Source organism: Chimaeribacter arupi (assembly GCF_002858805.1).
GTDB classification, from domain to species: domain Bacteria; phylum Pseudomonadota; class Gammaproteobacteria; order Enterobacterales; family Enterobacteriaceae; genus Chimaeribacter; species Chimaeribacter arupi.
Genome location: NZ_PJZI01000030.1, coordinates 1 through 16,507 on the forward strand (window position 1 = coordinate 1; position 16,507 = coordinate 16,507).

Consider the following 16,507-nt stretch of genomic DNA (forward strand, 5'->3'; position numbering starts at 1 on the left):
CATGACCACCTTCGGCGAATCCGCCCCGGCGGAGAAGCTGTTCGAGCTGTTCGGCTTCACCGTGGAGAACGTGGTGAGCAAGGCGAAAGCGCTGCTGGGCTAAGCCCGGACCGCCTGAGCTGACAAGCGCCCCGATGGGGCGCTTTTTTTATGGGCAAAAAACGCAGAAAGAGGGGCAAAGTGGCTTTCCTGCCCCAGGCTGCCGCGCATGACCGGCGTATTCACACCTCTGCCTTCTGGTAACTGGCGTTTTTTCCAGCGATTGCATCAGGATCGTCTTAGGCTGGGGTCAGATCATTTTCTTTAGGATGGCTTTGGTTTATGCTCGGCTGAACCGTTTCAGTTGGGAAATATCCCAGCAAAATGAAGAATGTGACGCTGATCACACTATTGATGTGATGATGTAAACGCGGTGGGAGGATTCCTCCCGGCGGCGTGCTGCATTACTCTATGAGGCTGGCACAGTGACCGTAAATCAGGGAATAGCATGACCATCCGCATCGCGATAAACGGGTTTGGCCGAATCGGCCGCAGCGTGTTGCGCGCGCTCTATGAATCCGGCCGCCGGGCGGAAATCTCTGTGGTGGCGATCAACGAACTGGCGCAGGCTGAAGGCATGGCGCATCTGCTGAAATATGACACCAGCCACGGGCGCTTCGCCTGGGATGTGCGGCAGGAGTGCGATGTGCTGTCAGTGGGGGATGACACCATCCGCCTGCTGCATGAGCCGGCGCTGGCTGCGTTGCCGTGGGGCGAGCTTGGGGTGGATGTGGTGCTGGATTGCACCGGCGTTTACGGCAGCCGTGCCGATGGCGAGGCGCACCGCGCCGCCGGGGCCAAAAAGGTGCTGTTTGCCCATCCGGGCGGGCATGACCTCGACGCCACCGTGGTATATGGCGTCAACCATGACGCCCTGCACCGCGAGGACCGGATTGTCTCCAACGCCTCCTGTACCACCAATTGCATCATCCCGGTCATCAAACTGCTGGACGACGCCTACGGCATTGAATCCGGCACCGTGACCACCATCCATTCTTCGATGAACGACCAGCCGGTGATTGACGCCTATCACCCGGATCTGCGCCGTACCCGCGCCGCCAGCCAGTCGATTATTCCGGTCGATACCAAGCTGTCTGCGGGCATCACGCGCATTTTTCCGCAGTTCCAGGATCGCTTTGAAGCGATCTCGGTACGGGTGCCGACCATCAACGTCACCGCCATTGATCTCAGCGTTTTTGTTGGGGCCTGTGTGACGGTGCGTGACGTCAACCTGCTGTTGCAAAAGGCCGCACAGGGGGCTTTTCGTGGTATAGTTGACTATACGGAACTACCATTAGTCTCGATAGATTTTAACCATGATCCGCACAGTGCCATCGTTGACGGCACGCAGACGCGGGTCAGCGGACAGCACCTGATTAAGACTTTGGTCTGGTGCGACAATGAGTGGGGCTTTGCCAACCGGATGTTAGACACCACCAGGGCAATGGCCGCGAGCGGTTTCTAGTACGGTGCACCGGTTTTCCCGGCGCGCCGCTCAAGCAACTTTAAAAGAGAATCAACGAGAGGGTTCACCATGTCTGTAATTAAAATGACCGATCTGGATCTGGCCGGCAAACGCGTACTGATCCGTGCTGATCTGAACGTGCCGGTAAAAGAGGGGAAAGTGACCTCTGACGCACGTATCCGCGCGTCCCTGCCGACGATTGAAGCCGCGCTGAAGCAAGGCGCACGTGTCATGGTTACGTCTCACCTGGGCCGTCCGACCGAAGGCGAATACAACGACGAGTTTTCGTTGCTGCCGGTTGTGAACTACCTGAAAGATAAGCTCTCTTCCCCGGTGCGCCTGGCGAAAGAGTATCTGGACGGCGTTGACGTTGCAGAAGGTGAACTGGTGGTTCTGGAAAACGTCCGCTTCAACAAAGGCGAGAAGAAAGACGACGAAACGCTGGCGAAGAAATATGCCGCACTGTGTGACGTCTTCGTGATGGACGCTTTTGGTACCGCGCACCGTGCGCAGGCTTCTACCCACGGCGTCGGCAAATTTGCGCCGGTGGCCTGTGCCGGCCCGCTGCTCTCTGCAGAACTGGAAGCCCTGGGCAAAGCGCTGGGTAACCCGGCCCGCCCGATGGTGGCGATTGTGGGCGGCTCCAAAGTCTCCACCAAACTCACTGTGCTGGATTCCCTCTCCAAAATCGCTGACCAGCTGATCGTCGGTGGCGGTATCGCCAACACCTTCGTGGCTGCACAAGGCCACAACGTCGGTAAATCCCTGTATGAAGCCGACCTGACCGATGAAGCGAAAAAACTGCTCGAAACCTGTGACATTCCGGTGCCGACCGATGTGCGCGTCGCCACGGAGTTTTCCGAAACCGCACCGGCCACGTTGAAATCAGTTAACGACATCAAAGATGATGAGCAAATCCTTGACCTGGGCGATGCCTCCGCTGAGCGTCTGGCTGAGATCCTGAAAAACGCCAAGACCATTCTGTGGAACGGCCCGGTAGGGGTATTCGAGTTCCCGAACTTCCGTAAAGGAACCGAAATTGTCGCGCAGGCAATCGCCGACAGCGACGCATTCTCCATCGCAGGCGGTGGTGACACTCTGGCAGCAATCGATCTGTTCGGAATTGCTGACAAAATTTCCTATATCTCCACCGGCGGCGGTGCCTTCCTGGAGTTCGTGGAAGGTAAAAAACTGCCGGCAGTTGTGATGCTGGAAGAGCGTGCCAAGCAGTAATTAACCTGGACGGGCCGCGCAGGCTGCCCGTTCCTGCTGTTACGCCCCGCGTTTCTGGGGCAGGGCGCAACGGCGTACCGATTCATTTCTCTCTACGGCCGACGAAACAGGACGACGTAAAATGTCTAAAATTTTTGATTTCGTAAAACCGGGTGTCATCACAGGTGATGACGTTCAGAAAGTGTTCCAGGTAGCGAAAGAAAACAACTTCGCACTGCCGGCAGTTAACTGCGTGGGTACCGACTCCATCAACGCTGTGCTGGAAACCGCCGCTAAAGTCAAAGCACCGGTTATCGTTCAGTTCTCCAATGGTGGCGCGGCGTTCATCGCCGGTAAAGGCCTGAAAACCGATATCCCGCAGGGCGCGGCTATCCTGGGTGCTATCTCCGGCGCACACCACGTGCACCAGATGGCAGAGCACTACGGCGTGCCGGTTATCCTGCACACTGACCACTGTGCCAAGAAACTGCTGCCGTGGATCGACGGTCTGCTGGATGCAGGTGAAAAGCACTTTGCCGCGACCGGCAAACCGCTGTTCTCCTCCCACATGATCGACCTGTCCGAAGAGTCCCTGGAAGAGAACATCGAGATCTGTTCCAAGTACCTGGAGCGCATGTCCAAAATGGGCATGACCCTGGAGATCGAACTGGGCTGCACCGGCGGTGAAGAAGATGGCGTGGACAACAGCCATATGGACGCGTCCGCCCTGTACACCCAACCGGAAGACGTGGACTACGCGTACACCAAGCTGAACGCCATCAGCCCGCGCTTCACCATCGCGGCTTCCTTCGGTAACGTTCACGGTGTGTACAAGCCGGGTAACGTGAAACTGACCCCGACCATCCTGCGTGATTCTCAGGAATTCGTGTCCAAAAAACACAACCTGCCGCACAACAGCCTGAACTTCGTCTTCCACGGCGGTTCCGGTTCCTCTGCGCAGGAAATCAAAGATTCCGTCAGCTACGGCGTAATCAAAATGAACATCGATACCGACACCCAATGGGCCAACTGGGAAGGTATCCTGAAGTATTACAAAGAAAACGAAGCCTACCTGCAGAGCCAGCTGGGCAACCCGAAAGGCGAAGATCAGCCGAACAAGAAATACTACGATCCACGCGTCTGGCTGCGTGCCGCGCAGAGCTCCATGGTGACCCGCCTGGAGCAGGCGTTCCAGGAACTGAACGCGATCGACGTGCTGTAATCGATTTTCTGACAAACAAAAGGCTCCCGGATGGGGGCCTTTTTTTATGCCTGCCGGACAGCAACTGTGCGCTTTTCGGCCGGATCGGCCCGTTTATCAGCATCCGCCACCGGATCACGGCTTGTGGGTTGGCGGGAGCGGATTTTGTTAGTTACCCTTATAGACGTGCTTGCCGGGCTTGAAAACCTTAGCAATCTTCGGGGTTTTATTGCACCGGTGCCTTGCCGGATGCGAAGCCGGGCAGAGAGTAACGACAGGTGTGACGCCCCCGGCATCAGGGGGGAGACTGTGAAAATAACAAAGGTGGGATGAATGGACGATTTGAACGTGGTAGACCGAATTAACAGCGCCGGCAGTTGGCTGGCCCGTAACCAGGGGTTGTTGATCCATTACGTGGTGAATATCGTGGCCGCGGTTGTCATCATGATCATCGGCTTTATGGCAGCCAAAGTGATCTCCGGCACCCTCCGCAAAGTCATGCATGCCAGGGGTATTGATGACACCGTATCCGATTTCCTGTCAGCGATTGTGCGCTACGGGGTGATTGCGTTCACCATTATCGCGGCACTGGGGCGCATCGGCGTACAGACGGCTTCCGTGATCGCGGTGCTGGGTGCCGCCGGCCTGGCCGTGGGCCTGGCGCTGCAAGGCTCGCTGTCTAACTTTGCGGCCGGTGTGCTGCTGGTGATCTTCCGCCCGTTCCGCGCCGGTGAGTACGTGGATCTGGGCGGCGTGGCCGGTACGGTGGAAGAGGTACAGATTTTCCATACCACGCTGCGCACCCCGGATGACAAAATGGTGGTGGTGCCGAACGGTAAAATCATCGCCAACAACATCATCAACACCTCGCGTGAGCCGAACCGCCGTACCGAGATTGTGGTCGGCGTGGCCTATGATGCCGACATTGATACAGTGAAAAAAGTGCTGGGTGACATTGTGGCCGCTGATGAACGCATCATGCATGACAAAGGCGTCACGGTGCGCCTGAATGAGATGGGGGCTTCCACACTGAATTTCGTGGTGCGCTTCTGGACCACCAACGGCAATGCACAGGAGACGTTCTGGGACACGCTGGAGAGCTTCAAGCGTGCGCTGGATAAACACAACATCGGCATTCCTTACCCGCAGATGGACGTCCACCTCTACAAGGCGGACAACACCGCCGCCGCCCCGGCTGCCGACGCGCCGAAAGAGGAGCGCAACCTGAGCCTGAAAAAAGGCGCAGAAAGCCCGGTGGGCAGCAGCGTATCCTGATCCGCGCAGTGAACCCTGTGGGGTGCCTTCGGGCGCCCCTTTTTTATGGGCGCAACGCATTCATCGCGCCCGCCGGCCCTGCCTATTAGCCACACTGATATGCAATAAGATTTTTGCGTTTCCTCTGATAGCGCGGCGTCCGTACACTGCGCCCATACCTGTGTGCCGCGACCTGCGGCCGCTCTATTGAGGACGTGTATTGTGTTAGCTATTTATCTTCAGGGCTTTCTGCTCGGTGCCGCCATGATCCTGCCGCTCGGCCCGCAGAATGCGTTTGTGCTGTATCAGGGCATCCGCCGCCAGTACCACATGATGATCGCCTCCCTCTGTACCCTGAGCGATGTGGCGCTGATTTGTGCCGGGGTGTTCGGCGGCAGTGCGCTGCTCAGCCGCTCCCCGGTGCTGCTGGCGCTGGTGACCTGGGGCGGGGTGGCATTCCTGCTGTGGTACGGCTTCGGGGCACTGCGCAGTGCAGCCCGGCCGGGGGAAGTGCAAAGTGAGGCGCATTTTGCGCGCCAGAGCCGCTGGAAAATTGTCGCCACGCTGCTGGCGGTGACCTGGCTGAACCCGCATGTCTACCTGGATACCTTTGTGGTGCTCGGCAGCCTGGGCGGCCAGTTTGCGCCGGAGGCCCGCCGCTGGTTTGCGCTCGGGGCGGCCTGTGCCTCGCTGGTCTGGTTCTTTGGCCTGGCGCTGCTGGCAGCCTGGCTGGCACCGGTGTTGCGGACGGCGCGTGCGCAGCGCATCATTAACCTGTTGGTCGGGCTGGTGATGTGGGGTATTGCCCTGCAACTGGCCTGGCAGGCGCTCTCCCGCTGAGTGGAAAAGTGTGAAGTGAGTTAAAAACCACGTAACGGGCGGCGGTATTCGAAGTAATCCTATAGGGCGTGCCGTTAACGGCACGTTATGCTGGGGTTGATACCGCCTGGTTTATCTTCATGTCACCCGACATCCCCCGCAGCCACCGTTAACCGGCTGCGGGTAAATTATTGAAAAGCGGGTTGCTGCCCTTTCATAATGGGTGATTAATGAGGGCCGAAGGGACTTTTTCCCGGCGTACACCGCATACATAAGGAGCTACCGTGAAGTTAAAGGCATTGGCTTTAGCCGCAATGATGGGAATGGGCAGCGCGCCGCTGATGGTGCAGGCCGCTGAAGTGCCGGAAGGCCCGCACGTAGTGACCTCAGGCACCGCCAGCGTGGATGCCACCCCGGACATCGCCACCCTGGCCATTGAGGTCAACGTCTCCTCAAAAGATGCCGCGACGGCCAAACAGCAGGCTGACGCGAAAGTGGCCGAGTATTTCTCATTCCTGCAAAAAAACGGCATTGATAAAAAAGACATCAACGCCGCCAACCTGCGCACCCAGCCGGAATATACCTACCTGAAAGATGGCGGCTCTGAGCTGAAAGGTTACCGTGCATCCCGCCAGGTGCAGGTCACCCTGCGCCAGCTGGACAAGCTGAATGATCTGCTGGACGGCGCGCTGAAATCAGGCCTGAATGAGATCCGTGCCGTAGAACTGGGTGTTGCCAACCCGGAAACCTATCGCAATGAGGCGCGCCAGAAGGCGATTGATAATGCCACCCAGCAGGCCGGTGCGCTGGCTGAGGGCTTCAAAGCCAAACTGGGGCCGGTGTTCAGCATTCGTTACCATGTGGCCAACTACCAGCCGATGCCGGTGATGCGGATGTACAAAACGGCGGAAGCCGCGCCGCAGAACGACGCCGCCCAAACCTATGACCAGCAGACCATTCACTTTGATGATCAGGTGGATGTGGTGTTTGAGCTACAGCGCCCGTAATCCCGTCATCGCGTATGATGATAATGTAACGGCCCTGCGGGGCCGTTTTTAATCCTGCCGTAAAACCTGATGGCCGTGGGCAATCAGCGCATCCGTGACTTTACGCATCATCCGGCTCTCCGGCGCGAAACGGTGCCAGAACAGCATCCGCCGCTGGAACAGGCCGGGCGTCAGGTCAATCAGTTCACCGCTCTCCAGCTCACGTTCAATCTGCAAATGCGGGATCATGCAGCAGGTGGTGCCCTGGCGCGCCAGTTGCACAAAGGCTTCCGACGAGTTCACGATGTGGCAGGGCACGCTGCCGGGGGAGAGGTCAAAATTCTGCTGCAAAAAGGCCTGATGCATATCATCAAGGTGGTCGAATGCCACTGCCGGGGCTTTCAACAGCGCATTACGCGTAACGCCGTTCGGGAAATAGCGATCGGCAAAGGCTTTTGAGGCCACAAACAGGTAGTCCAGCGCCCCGAGCTGGTCCACCAGGCAGCTCGGCAAGGGCTGCGGCTGGATACTGACCGCGCCGACCACTTCCCCACGGCGCAGGCGCTCCTGGGTGCGGGTTTCATCTTCCACCTGTAAGTTCAGGCGGATCGGCGAGTCGGCCAGCACCGGCTTCAGCGCCGGCAGCAGCCAGGTCGCCAGGCTGTCGGCGTTGACCGCCAGCGACAGCAGCAACGGCGAGTCACTGCCGGTGTCGTTGCCCAGCCACTCCTCCTCCAGCAACTCCACCTGATGCAGCAGCGCCAGCAGTTTTTGCCCCTGTTCGGTCGGGCGCGGCGGCACGGTGCGCACCAGCAGCGGCTGGCCGAACAGGTTTTCCAGCTGTTTGATGCGTTGGGAAACCGCCGATTGTGTGATGCAAAGTTTCTGAGCGGCGCGTTCAAAGCCGCGCTCACGGATCACCGCGTCCAGCGCCTGCAACGTTCGGTAGTCTGGGCGTTTCATTGGAAATCTGTCCCCTGAAGTCGTTGTATTAGCGCACTATGCCACAATTTTGCCGCGCTGCGGGGTCAAAATCACCGTGCTGCCCCGGCATAACTGTGATCCCCCGCCGTGGATTGCACGCCCTTTTCAGCAGCGCTTGCTCTATAATACGCACACGTTTTCGCAGCGGGAGCAATGAACTTACTATGACGCAGGATGAACTGAAAAAAGCGGTCGGATGGGCAGCACTTGATTACGTTACGCCGGGCACCATCGTCGGGGTCGGCACCGGCTCCACGGCGGCGCATTTTATTGACGCGCTTGGCTCCATCAAACATCAGATTGACGGCGCGGTCTCCAGCTCTGACGCCTCCACCGCCAAACTCAAAAGCCTCGGCATTCCGGTGTTTGACTGCAATGACGTCGACAGCCTGGACATCTACGTCGACGGGGCTGACGAGATCAACGGCCATATGCAGATGATCAAAGGCGGCGGTGCCGCGCTGACGCGTGAGAAGATCATCGCGGCGATTGCGCGCAAATTTATCTGCATCGTCGATGCCTCCAAGCAGGTGGATGTGCTGGGCAACTTTCCGCTGCCGGTGGAAGTGATCCCGATGGCGCGCGCTTATGTGGCGCGTGAGCTGGTGAAACTGGGCGGCCAGCCGGAGTACCGTCAGGGCGTGGTCACTGACAACGGCAATATCATCCTGGATGTGCGCAACCTCACCATCCTTGACCCGGTGGCACTGGAAAACAGCATCAATAACATCGCAGGCGTGGTGACGGTGGGGCTGTTTGCCAACCGCGGCGCGGATGTGGCGCTGGTCGGCACCAAAGACGGTGTGAAGACGGTAAAATAAGCGCCCGATCTGCCCCGGCCGCCGGGGCAGGTTAACCGGCCGGGCCGGTGGGCCAACAGGGCAGGGCGCTGCCTGCGCGGCTTGCCGGCACCCGGCGGCAGGTGAATGGGCCATAGCCGGCGCTTATGACCGGTCATATTTTTTACGCTGAAATATCTTTTCTTCTCAGGCGTAAATTTGGTGACATATATCACAATCCCCGGTTTGAATTTCCTAACATTCTGGCGCTTTTCGCTTCCCCAGCATTTTTCCCCAAAAACGCCCGGTGCCGGTGCGCCTTATGCTGAGCCACCCGCAATCGTTTGTATTGCTGCCCGCTGAATATTTGTTATGTTGAAGCGGCGCTGCTGCACAAGATTGCACGACAGCCATTTCTGAAGTCTGAAAAAATAGGGTCGGGTCATGGCAAAAGTATCACTGGAGAAGGACAGAATTAAGTTTCTGTTAGTGGAAGGGGTCCATCAGAGCACCGTTGAAAACCTGCGTGCTGCCGGATATACCAATATCGAATACCACAAAGGCGCGCTGGATACCGAGGCGCTGAAAGCGTCCATCCGCGATGCGCACTTTGTCGGCATCCGCTCGCGTACCCAGCTTACCGAAGAGGTGTTTGCGGCGGCAGAAAAGCTGGTGGCAGTCGGCTGTTTCTGCATCGGCACCAACCAGGTTGACCTGAACGCCGCCACCAAACGCGGCATTCCGGTGTTCAACGCGCCTTTCTCCAATACCCGATCCGTAGCCGAAATGGTGCTTGGCGAACTGCTGCTGATGATGCGCGGCATCCCGGCGGCCAACGCCAAAGCGCACCGCGGCGTCTGGCATAAACTGGCCGTCGGCTCGTTTGAAGCGCGCGGCAAACGCCTCGGCATCATCGGTTACGGCCACATCGGTATGCAGCTTGGCGTACTGGCCGAAGGGCTGGGGATGCAGGTCTATTTCTATGACATCGAGAACAAGCTGCCGCTCGGCAACGCCCAGCAGGTACGCCACCTCTCGGAACTGCTGAACATGAGCGATGTGGTGTCGCTGCATGTGCCGGAAACGCCGTCCACGCAGAATATGATGGGCGTGGAAGAGTTCAAACTGATGAAGCCGGGCGCAATCCTGATCAACGCCTCACGCGGCACGGTTGTGGACATCCCGGCGCTGTGTGACGCGCTGGCGAGCAAACACCTGTCCGGCGCGGCGATTGACGTCTTCCCGGAAGAACCGGCCACCAACAGCGATCCGTTCAACTCCCCGCTGTGCGAGTTCGACAACGTGATCCTGACGCCGCACATCGGCGGTTCTACCCAGGAGGCGCAGGAAAATATCGGTTCCGAAGTGGCCGGCAAGCTGGCGAAATACTCTGACAACGGCTCTACGCTGTCGGCGGTCAACTTCCCGGAAGTGTCGCTGCCGAGCCACGGTGCCAATGCCCGCCGTTTGCTGCACATCCATGAAAACCGCCCTGGCGTGCTGACGCGCATCAACCAGATCTTTGCAGAGCAGGGCATCAACATTGCCGCGCAGTACCTGCAAACCAGCCCGGAAATCGGCTATGTGGTGATTGACGTCGAAAGCGACAGCGCAGACGGCGCTAACACCGCGCTGCAAATGATGAAAGCCATCCCCGGCACGATTCGCGCCCGTCTGCTTTACTGACCGGTTGCCGCAGAGAAACGGGTGCCTCAGGCACCCGTTTTTTTATGCCTGCCGCTCACCAGCGCCACAGCTTGCCGGGGGTGATAATCTCCGGCAACGGTACATCCCAGGCTTCAGCAGGGATGCTCTCTACCTGCTGGCAGTCATGCGCCAGCCCAATCGGGTAAGGCCCATGAGTGCGCCAGTGTGCCAGCGTGCGGTCATAAAACCCGCCGCCCATGCCCAGCCGCTGGCCGCTGTCATCAAACGCCACCAGCGGCGTCAAAATCACATCAAGCTGCGGCAACGGCAGAATATGGCGCACGTCCAGCCTTGGTTCAGGAATGCGCAAGCGATTGGGAATCAGCTCTGTGTCCGGTTGGTAGTCCAGAAACAGCAGGTGGCCGGGCGAAAAAGGGTGCAAAACCGGCAGCACGACGCGTTTGCCCAGTGACCAGAGCCGCTCAATCGTGGGGCGGGTCGGCAGTTCGCCGTCAAAAGAGAGGAAAATCGCCACGCTGTGCGCCGCCTGGATACGCGGATGGCCGGCAACCTGGTGGGCCGCCTGATGGGCGGCCTGCTGCTGCTGTCCGGGTGTCAGGGCACGGCGGCGCTGACGGACTTCCGTGCGCAGATGCTGGCGTAACAAGGCAATATCAGGGTGTTGGGCTGGAAAGTCTGTTTTCATAGGGGAAACCGTGTCCATACGGGAAAACGGGTCGGTGTAAACAGAACGGGCAACAGGGTGCTGCCGGGTAAAGAAGGGAATCTCCGAGATGCCGCCGCAGGCTGTAACCCTTGAACCCTTGGTTCAAGGTGAACGCAGCGTCGTAACTTTAAGGCTTCTCGGACGGACCGAGCATGCTCACCAATTACGGATCGCCACATTCTTGTGGTATGAAATATCGGCTCAGGGGACTGGCCCGCTGACGAACACCTCAGAGAAATTTTTTACTCGCTGCTGACTCTAAAGATCTTACATTTAAAAATCAACTGCTTAAGTATTCATTTTTTGCTTCATTGCGCCGTTAACAGCACATTTTTTTCGAAACACCGTGATGGCCGGTTATTCGAAGGGGGCACCCTGACGTTCAGAAATGCGACCCTGTTCAAGCAGCGCCTGTTCGATGGTCTGTTGCAACATCCGGATGCGCTGTTCCATATTGGCGGCATAGTCACGCGTTTTCAAGCGTTCTTGCGCCAGTTCGTGACACACGTTCAGTGCCGCGATGAAAACCAGTTGTTCTGTATTTGTGACTCTAGTGCGAACTTTCAGATCTTGCAACCGCTGGTTCAGATCTTCTGCGGCCAGATTCAACGCATCTTGTTGCTCTGGCGGGCAGTTTACCCGTAATGAGCGACCAAAAATTTGAATATCTACCGGTTGTGCAGCCATGCCACCTTCCTGCCTCAATTTCCGCGTCCGCTTACCGCACCGGTTAAAGCGGGCGCCACTATATATACCTCAATACCAAGATACAACCCCTTTCCAACGGGGAATTCCCCTGGACCGCAGCGCCTACTCTACTAAGCTGTCAGGGATAATCAACCCTTAACCGGGTCTCTGCTAATCTGGTACAGCGACGGATCTTGGTGGTAGCATACCATGAACTTATCCTGCCAACGATGACCAATACGTATGTCGATACATAATCCTTACCCTACTTATGATGCCGTTAATCAGGCACTCCGCCAGCAGGCGGTCGCACTCACGGCCGCAGAGATGCACGGCCTGGTCAGCGGTTTGCTGTGTGGCGGTAACCGTGATGCCAGCTGGCAGACGCTGGTGCATGACCTCACCAACGAGGGCATCGCCTTCCCGCAGGCGCTGAATGCGCCGTTGCAGGCGCTCTATCAGGTGACGCGTGACACGCTGGAAGATGACGGTTTCGAATTCCGTATGCTGATGCCGGATGACGAAGCCAGCGTCTTTGACCGGGCGGATGCGCTCTCCGGCTGGGTTAACCACTTCCTGCTCGGCCTCGGCGTGATGCAGCCGAAGCTCTCCCAGGTCAAGGACGAAGTGGGCGAGGCGATTGACGACCTGCGCAACATCGCCCAGCTGGGATATGAGGAAGATGAGGATCAGGAAGAACTGGAGCAGTCGCTGGAAGAGGTAGTGGAATACGTGCGCGTCGCGGCGATCCTCTGCCATGCGGAATTTGCTGAACCGGGCCCCACTGCGCCGGAAGTGCGCAAGCCTACGCTGCACTGAGCCGCCGTGCCCCGGTAAATAACAGGTTGTTAACGCAGAGTTTAAGGAGAAGGTGATGACCCAGCAGGAGTTTCAGAATCGCCGCCAGGCACTTCTGGCAAAAATGGCCCCGGCCAGTGCCGCGCTGATTTTTGCTGCCCCGGAAGCCGCCCGCAACGCGGACAGCGACTACCCGTACCGCCAGGACAGCGATTTCTGGTATCTCACCGGCTTTAATGAACCGGAAGCGGTGCTGATCCTGATTAAAAGCGATGACACCCACAACCACAGCGTGCTGTTTAACCGGGTGCGTGACCTGACGGCGGAGATCTGGTTCGGCCGCCGTCTGGGGCAGGAGGCGGCCCCGGCCAAACTGGGGGTGGATCGCGCCCTGCCGTTTGATGAGATCGGCACGCAACTGCACCTGCTGCTGAACGGGCTGGATGTGGTCTACCATGCGCAGGGCCACTATGCCTACGCCGACACCCTGGTGTTCGGCGCGCTGGAAAAACTGCGCAACGGCGCGCGGCAGAACCTCGCCGCCCCGGCGACGATCACCGACTGGCGGCCGTGGCTGCATGAGATGCGGCTGTTCAAATCGCCGGAAGAGATTGCCGTCATGCGCCGCGCCGGGGAGATCACGGCGCTGGCGCATACCCGTGCGATGGAGCGCTGCCGCCCCGGCATGTTTGAGTATCAGCTGGAGGGCGAAATCCAGCATGAATTCACCCGCCACGGCGCGCGCTTCCCGGCTTACAACACCATTGTCGGCAGCGGCGAGAATGCCTGCATCCTGCACTACACCGAAAACGAGTGTGAAATGCAGGACGGCGATCTGGTGCTGATCGATGCCGGCTGCGAATACCGCAGCTACGCGGGGGACATCACCCGCACCTTCCCGGTCAACGGCAAATTTACCCCGGCCCAGCGCGCCGTCTATGACATCGTGCTGGCGGCCGAATACAAGGCGCTGGAACTCTACCGCCCCGGCACCAGTATGCTGGAAGTGACGCAGGCGGTGGCGCGGGTGATGATCGACGGGCTGGTGCGGCTCGGCATCCTGCACGGTGAGACAGAGCAACTGCTGGCGGAAAAAGCTTACCGCCCGTTCTTTATGCATGGCCTGTCACACTGGCTGGGGCTGGACGTGCATGACGTCGGCCACTACGGCACCGACCGCGACCGCGTGCTGGAACCGGGGATGGTGCTGACCGTGGAGCCGGGGCTGTATATTGCGCCGGACGCCAATGTCCCGGCTGAATACCGCGGCATCGGCGTGCGGATTGAGGATGACATCCTGATCACCGCTGACGGCAACGAGATCCTGACCGGCGGCGTGGTGAAAGAAGCCGACGAGATTGAGGCGCTGATGGCGGCGGCACGGTAAGCGTATGAGCATGATTATTGTAGGCGGCGGTATGGTCGGGGCCACGCTGGCACTGGCCGTTTCCGCCCTGACCCAGGGCAAGGTGCGGGTGGATCTGGTCGAGGCGGCGTTGCCGGAAGACCGGAAGCACCCCGGCTTTGATGCGCGGGCGATTGCCCTGGCGCAAGGCACCTGCCGCCAGCTGGCGCGCATCGGCATCTGGCCCGCCCTGCGTGACTGCGCCACGCCGATCACCCATGTGCACGTCAGTGACCGCGGCCATGCGGGGCTGGTGAACCTGCACGCGCAGGATTTCCACGTCACCGAACTCGGCAACGTGGTGGAGCTGCATGACGCCGGGCGGCGGCTGTTTGCGCTGCTGCGTAAGGCACCGGGCGTGCATCTGCACTGCCCGGCGAAAGTCGTCAATGTGGACCGGCAAATCGGGCATGCCGGTGTCACGCTGGATACCGGCGAAACCCTGACCGCCCAGTTGCTGGTGGCGGCGGACGGCTCCCACTCGGCGCTGGCCCGCGCCTGCCAGGTACAGTGGCAGGTGAGCGACTACCCGCAGATCGCGGTGATCGCCAACGTCACTACCGCGGAATTGCCGCAAGGGCGGGCGTTTGAACGCTTTACCGAATACGGGCCGCTGGCGCTGCTGCCGATGTCACAGGGGCGCAGCTCGCTGGTCTGGTGCCATCCGCGTGAGCGGCAGGCGGAGGTCAGCAACTGGAATGAGGCGGACTTTATCAGCCAACTGCAACAGGCGTTTGGCTGGCGGCTCGGCAAAATCCTTAAAGCCGGCCAGCGGGAGATTTACCCGCTGCACCTGCGCACCGCGCACAGCCACATCAGCCACCGCCTGGCACTGGCAGGCAATGCGGCGCAAACCCTGCACCCGATTGCCGGGCAGGGCTTTAACCTCGGCCTGCGGGATGTCATGACGCTGGCGGAAACCGTGGCCGATGCCGCCGCACAGGGGCAGGATGTGGGCAGCGGGGCGGTGCTCAGCGCGTACCAGGCGCGCCGCCGGCCCGATCAGCAGGCCACCGTCGGGGTGACGGACGGCCTGATTCACCTTTTCGCCAACCGTTACGCGCCGCTGGCAGCCGGGCGTAACCTTGGTTTGATGGCAATGGAACAGACTCCACTGCTGCGCGACGCCTTTGCCCGCCGGACCCTGGGATGGGTGGCGCGCTGAGGCCAACAGGAAACTCATTATGCAATCTTTTGATGTGGTCATTGCCGGTGGCGGCATGGTTGGGCTGGCACTGGCGTGCAGCCTGCACGGCAGCGGGCTGCGTATTGCGGTGCTGGAGCACCAGCCGCAGCAGGAGACGCCGCTGACGGCGGAACACTCGGTGCGTGTTTCGGCGATTAACGCCGCCAGTGAGCGCCTGCTGCAACATATCGGCGTCTGGGACGAGATCACCGCACGCCGCGCCAGCCCCTATGCCGGGATGGAAGTGTGGGATCATGACAGTTTCGGCCGGATCGCGTTCCGTGCTGATGATTACGGGTATGCCCATCTGGGGCATATTATTGAGAACCCGGTGCTGCAACAGGCGCTGTGGCAGCGCGCCGCCTCGCTCTCTGAGGTGACGATGCTGGCCCCGGCGCAGCTGAAAAGCGTGGCCTGGGGTGAAAACGAAGCCTTTATCACGCTGGAAGATGGCCGGATGCTGACCGCCCGGCTGGTGGTCGGTGCGGACGGTGCCAACTCCTGGCTGCGCCGCCACGCGGATATCCCGCTGACCTTCTGGGACTACGGCCACACCGCGCTGGTCGCCACCATCCGCACCGAGGAGCCGCATCAGGGCGTGGCGCGGCAGGTATTCCACGGCGACGGCATCCTGGCGTTCCTGCCGTTCTCAGACCCGCACCTCTGCTCGATTGTCTGGTCACTGCCGCCGGATGACGCAGCAAGGCTGGCCGCGCTGGATGAAGCCGCGTTCAACCGCGAGCTGGCGATGCAGTTTGACCTGCGCCTGGGCCTGTGCCGGGTCGAGGGCGAACGCCACACCTTCCCGCTGACCGGCCGTTACGCCCGCAGTTTTGCCGGCCACCGGCTGGCGCTGATTGGCGACGCAGCGCACACCGTGCACCCGCTGGCCGGGCAGGGGGTCAACCTAGGCTTTATGGATGCCGCCGAGCTGTCGGCTGAAATCCGCCGCCTGCAAAAGCAGGGCAAAGATTTCGGCCAGCATCTCTACCTGAAGCGTTATGAGCGCCGCCGCAAACACAGCGCCGCGCTGATGCTGGCGGGGATGCAAGGGTTCCGCGATCTGTTTGCCGGGCAGAACCCGGCGAAAAAGCTGCTGCGTGATCTCGGCCTGACGCTGGCAGACAGCCTGCCGGGCGTGAAACCGCGTCTGGTGCGCCAGGCGATGGGCTTAAACGATCTGCCTGACTGGCTTAATCCCCCGGCCTGAGGGGGATAACCGGCGGCAAACGCCTCTGTTTGCCGCCTGATACTGACTTTTCCCCCGGTTTTCCTGCTGTTCCTTCATTGGCCTCCTCTGACCTGACCGCCATGCCCC

The 16,507-nt window shown here is 59.8% G+C and carries 16 protein-coding genes and 1 other RNA gene; 13 read left to right on the plus strand and 4 right to left on the minus strand.

Annotation, left to right across the window (positions count from 1 at the left end):
• From CYR52_RS23100 to CYR52_RS16425, 7 genes are all read left to right on the plus strand, one after another.
• The coding region (locus CYR52_RS23100) for a hypothetical protein (protein ID WP_394854009.1) at positions 1-103 on the plus strand (103 nt) is incomplete at its 5' end.
• Positions 104-487: 384 nt separating this feature from the next.
• Positions 488-1,504, plus strand: coding sequence for an erythrose-4-phosphate dehydrogenase (gene epd / locus CYR52_RS16400; RefSeq protein WP_072932784.1), 1,017 nt, complete (start codon positions 488-490; stop codon positions 1,502-1,504).
• A 69-nt stretch (positions 1,505-1,573) separates the two neighbouring features.
• Positions 1,574-2,737, plus strand: coding sequence for a phosphoglycerate kinase (gene pgk / locus CYR52_RS16405; protein WP_072932782.1), 1,164 nt, complete (start codon positions 1,574-1,576; stop codon positions 2,735-2,737).
• Positions 2,738-2,858: 121 nt separating this feature from the next.
• The gene (gene fbaA / locus CYR52_RS16410) at positions 2,859-3,938 is read left to right on the plus strand and encodes a class II fructose-bisphosphate aldolase (RefSeq protein WP_072932779.1); all 1,080 of its coding nucleotides are present in this window, start codon (positions 2,859-2,861) and stop codon (positions 3,936-3,938) included.
• A 312-nt stretch (positions 3,939-4,250) separates the two neighbouring features.
• Positions 4,251-5,192 (plus strand): small-conductance mechanosensitive channel MscS, encoded by a 942-nt coding sequence (gene mscS / locus CYR52_RS16415; protein WP_072932777.1) that lies wholly within the window; start codon positions 4,251-4,253, stop codon positions 5,190-5,192.
• Between the two features lie 201 nt (positions 5,193-5,393).
• Positions 5,394-6,011 carry an arginine exporter ArgO gene (gene argO / locus CYR52_RS16420; RefSeq protein WP_072932775.1) on the plus strand — a complete coding sequence of 206 codons (618 nt, stop codon included), beginning with the start codon at positions 5,394-5,396 and terminating at the stop codon, positions 6,009-6,011.
• Between the two features lie 263 nt (positions 6,012-6,274).
• Positions 6,275-6,997 carry an oxidative stress defense protein gene (locus CYR52_RS16425; protein ID WP_072932773.1) on the plus strand — a complete coding sequence of 241 codons (723 nt, stop codon included), beginning with the start codon at positions 6,275-6,277 and terminating at the stop codon, positions 6,995-6,997.
• Between the two features lie 48 nt (positions 6,998-7,045).
• Here the strand turns inward: CYR52_RS16425 and CYR52_RS16430 are convergent, their stop codons facing one another.
• Complete coding sequence (locus tag CYR52_RS16430) at positions 7,046-7,939, minus strand: LysR family transcriptional regulator ArgP (protein ID WP_072932771.1); 894 nt, start codon at positions 7,937-7,939, stop codon at positions 7,046-7,048.
• A 185-nt stretch (positions 7,940-8,124) separates the two neighbouring features.
• Between CYR52_RS16430 and rpiA the strand changes: the two genes are divergently transcribed.
• Together rpiA and serA are read left to right on the plus strand one after the other, a co-directional pair.
• Positions 8,125-8,781, plus strand: a complete 657-nt coding sequence (rpiA, locus tag CYR52_RS16435) for a ribose-5-phosphate isomerase RpiA (RefSeq protein WP_072932769.1) — start codon at positions 8,125-8,127, stop codon at positions 8,779-8,781.
• Between the two features lie 402 nt (positions 8,782-9,183).
• Positions 9,184-10,425: a phosphoglycerate dehydrogenase gene (serA, locus tag CYR52_RS16440; RefSeq protein WP_072932767.1), complete on the plus strand. Its 1,242-nt coding sequence runs from the start codon at positions 9,184-9,186 to the stop codon at positions 10,423-10,425.
• 55 nt (positions 10,426-10,480) lie between these two features.
• On the opposite strand, the gene CYR52_RS16445 is transcribed toward serA, so the two are convergent.
• The 3 genes from CYR52_RS16445 to zapA all read right to left on the minus strand — a co-directional run bounded on the left by CYR52_RS16445 (position 10,481) and on the right by zapA (position 11,800).
• A complete protein-coding gene (locus tag CYR52_RS16445; protein ID WP_101828964.1) occupies positions 10,481-11,092 on the minus strand; it encodes a 5-formyltetrahydrofolate cyclo-ligase in 612 nt (203 codons plus the stop codon).
• Between the two features lie 76 nt (positions 11,093-11,168).
• Positions 11,169-11,352, minus strand: a non-coding RNA gene (gene ssrS, locus CYR52_RS16450) — 6S RNA.
• Positions 11,353-11,470: 118 nt separating this feature from the next.
• Positions 11,471-11,800, minus strand: coding sequence for a cell division protein ZapA (gene zapA, locus CYR52_RS16455; RefSeq protein ID WP_072932761.1), 330 nt, complete (start codon positions 11,798-11,800; stop codon positions 11,471-11,473).
• A 243-nt stretch (positions 11,801-12,043) separates the two neighbouring features.
• Between zapA and CYR52_RS16460 the strand changes: the two genes are divergently transcribed.
• Genes CYR52_RS16460 through ubiI form a run of 4 tightly spaced genes read left to right on the plus strand, consistent with a single transcriptional unit; the run spans position 12,044 to position 16,399 of the window.
• The gene (locus tag CYR52_RS16460) at positions 12,044-12,619 is read left to right on the plus strand and encodes a YecA/YgfB family protein (protein ID WP_072932759.1); all 576 of its coding nucleotides are present in this window, start codon (positions 12,044-12,046) and stop codon (positions 12,617-12,619) included.
• Positions 12,620-12,674: 55 nt separating this feature from the next.
• A complete protein-coding gene (pepP, locus tag CYR52_RS16465; RefSeq protein ID WP_101828965.1) occupies positions 12,675-13,985 on the plus strand; it encodes a Xaa-Pro aminopeptidase in 1,311 nt (436 codons plus the stop codon).
• 4 nt (positions 13,986-13,989) lie between these two features.
• Positions 13,990-15,168 (plus strand): 2-octaprenyl-6-methoxyphenyl hydroxylase, encoded by a 1,179-nt coding sequence (gene ubiH, locus CYR52_RS16470; protein WP_101828966.1) that lies wholly within the window; start codon positions 13,990-13,992, stop codon positions 15,166-15,168.
• Between the two features lie 19 nt (positions 15,169-15,187).
• Positions 15,188-16,399 carry an FAD-dependent 2-octaprenylphenol hydroxylase gene (ubiI, locus tag CYR52_RS16475; protein ID WP_101828967.1) on the plus strand — a complete coding sequence of 404 codons (1,212 nt, stop codon included), beginning with the start codon at positions 15,188-15,190 and terminating at the stop codon, positions 16,397-16,399.
• Positions 16,400-16,507: the final 108 nt, after the last annotated feature.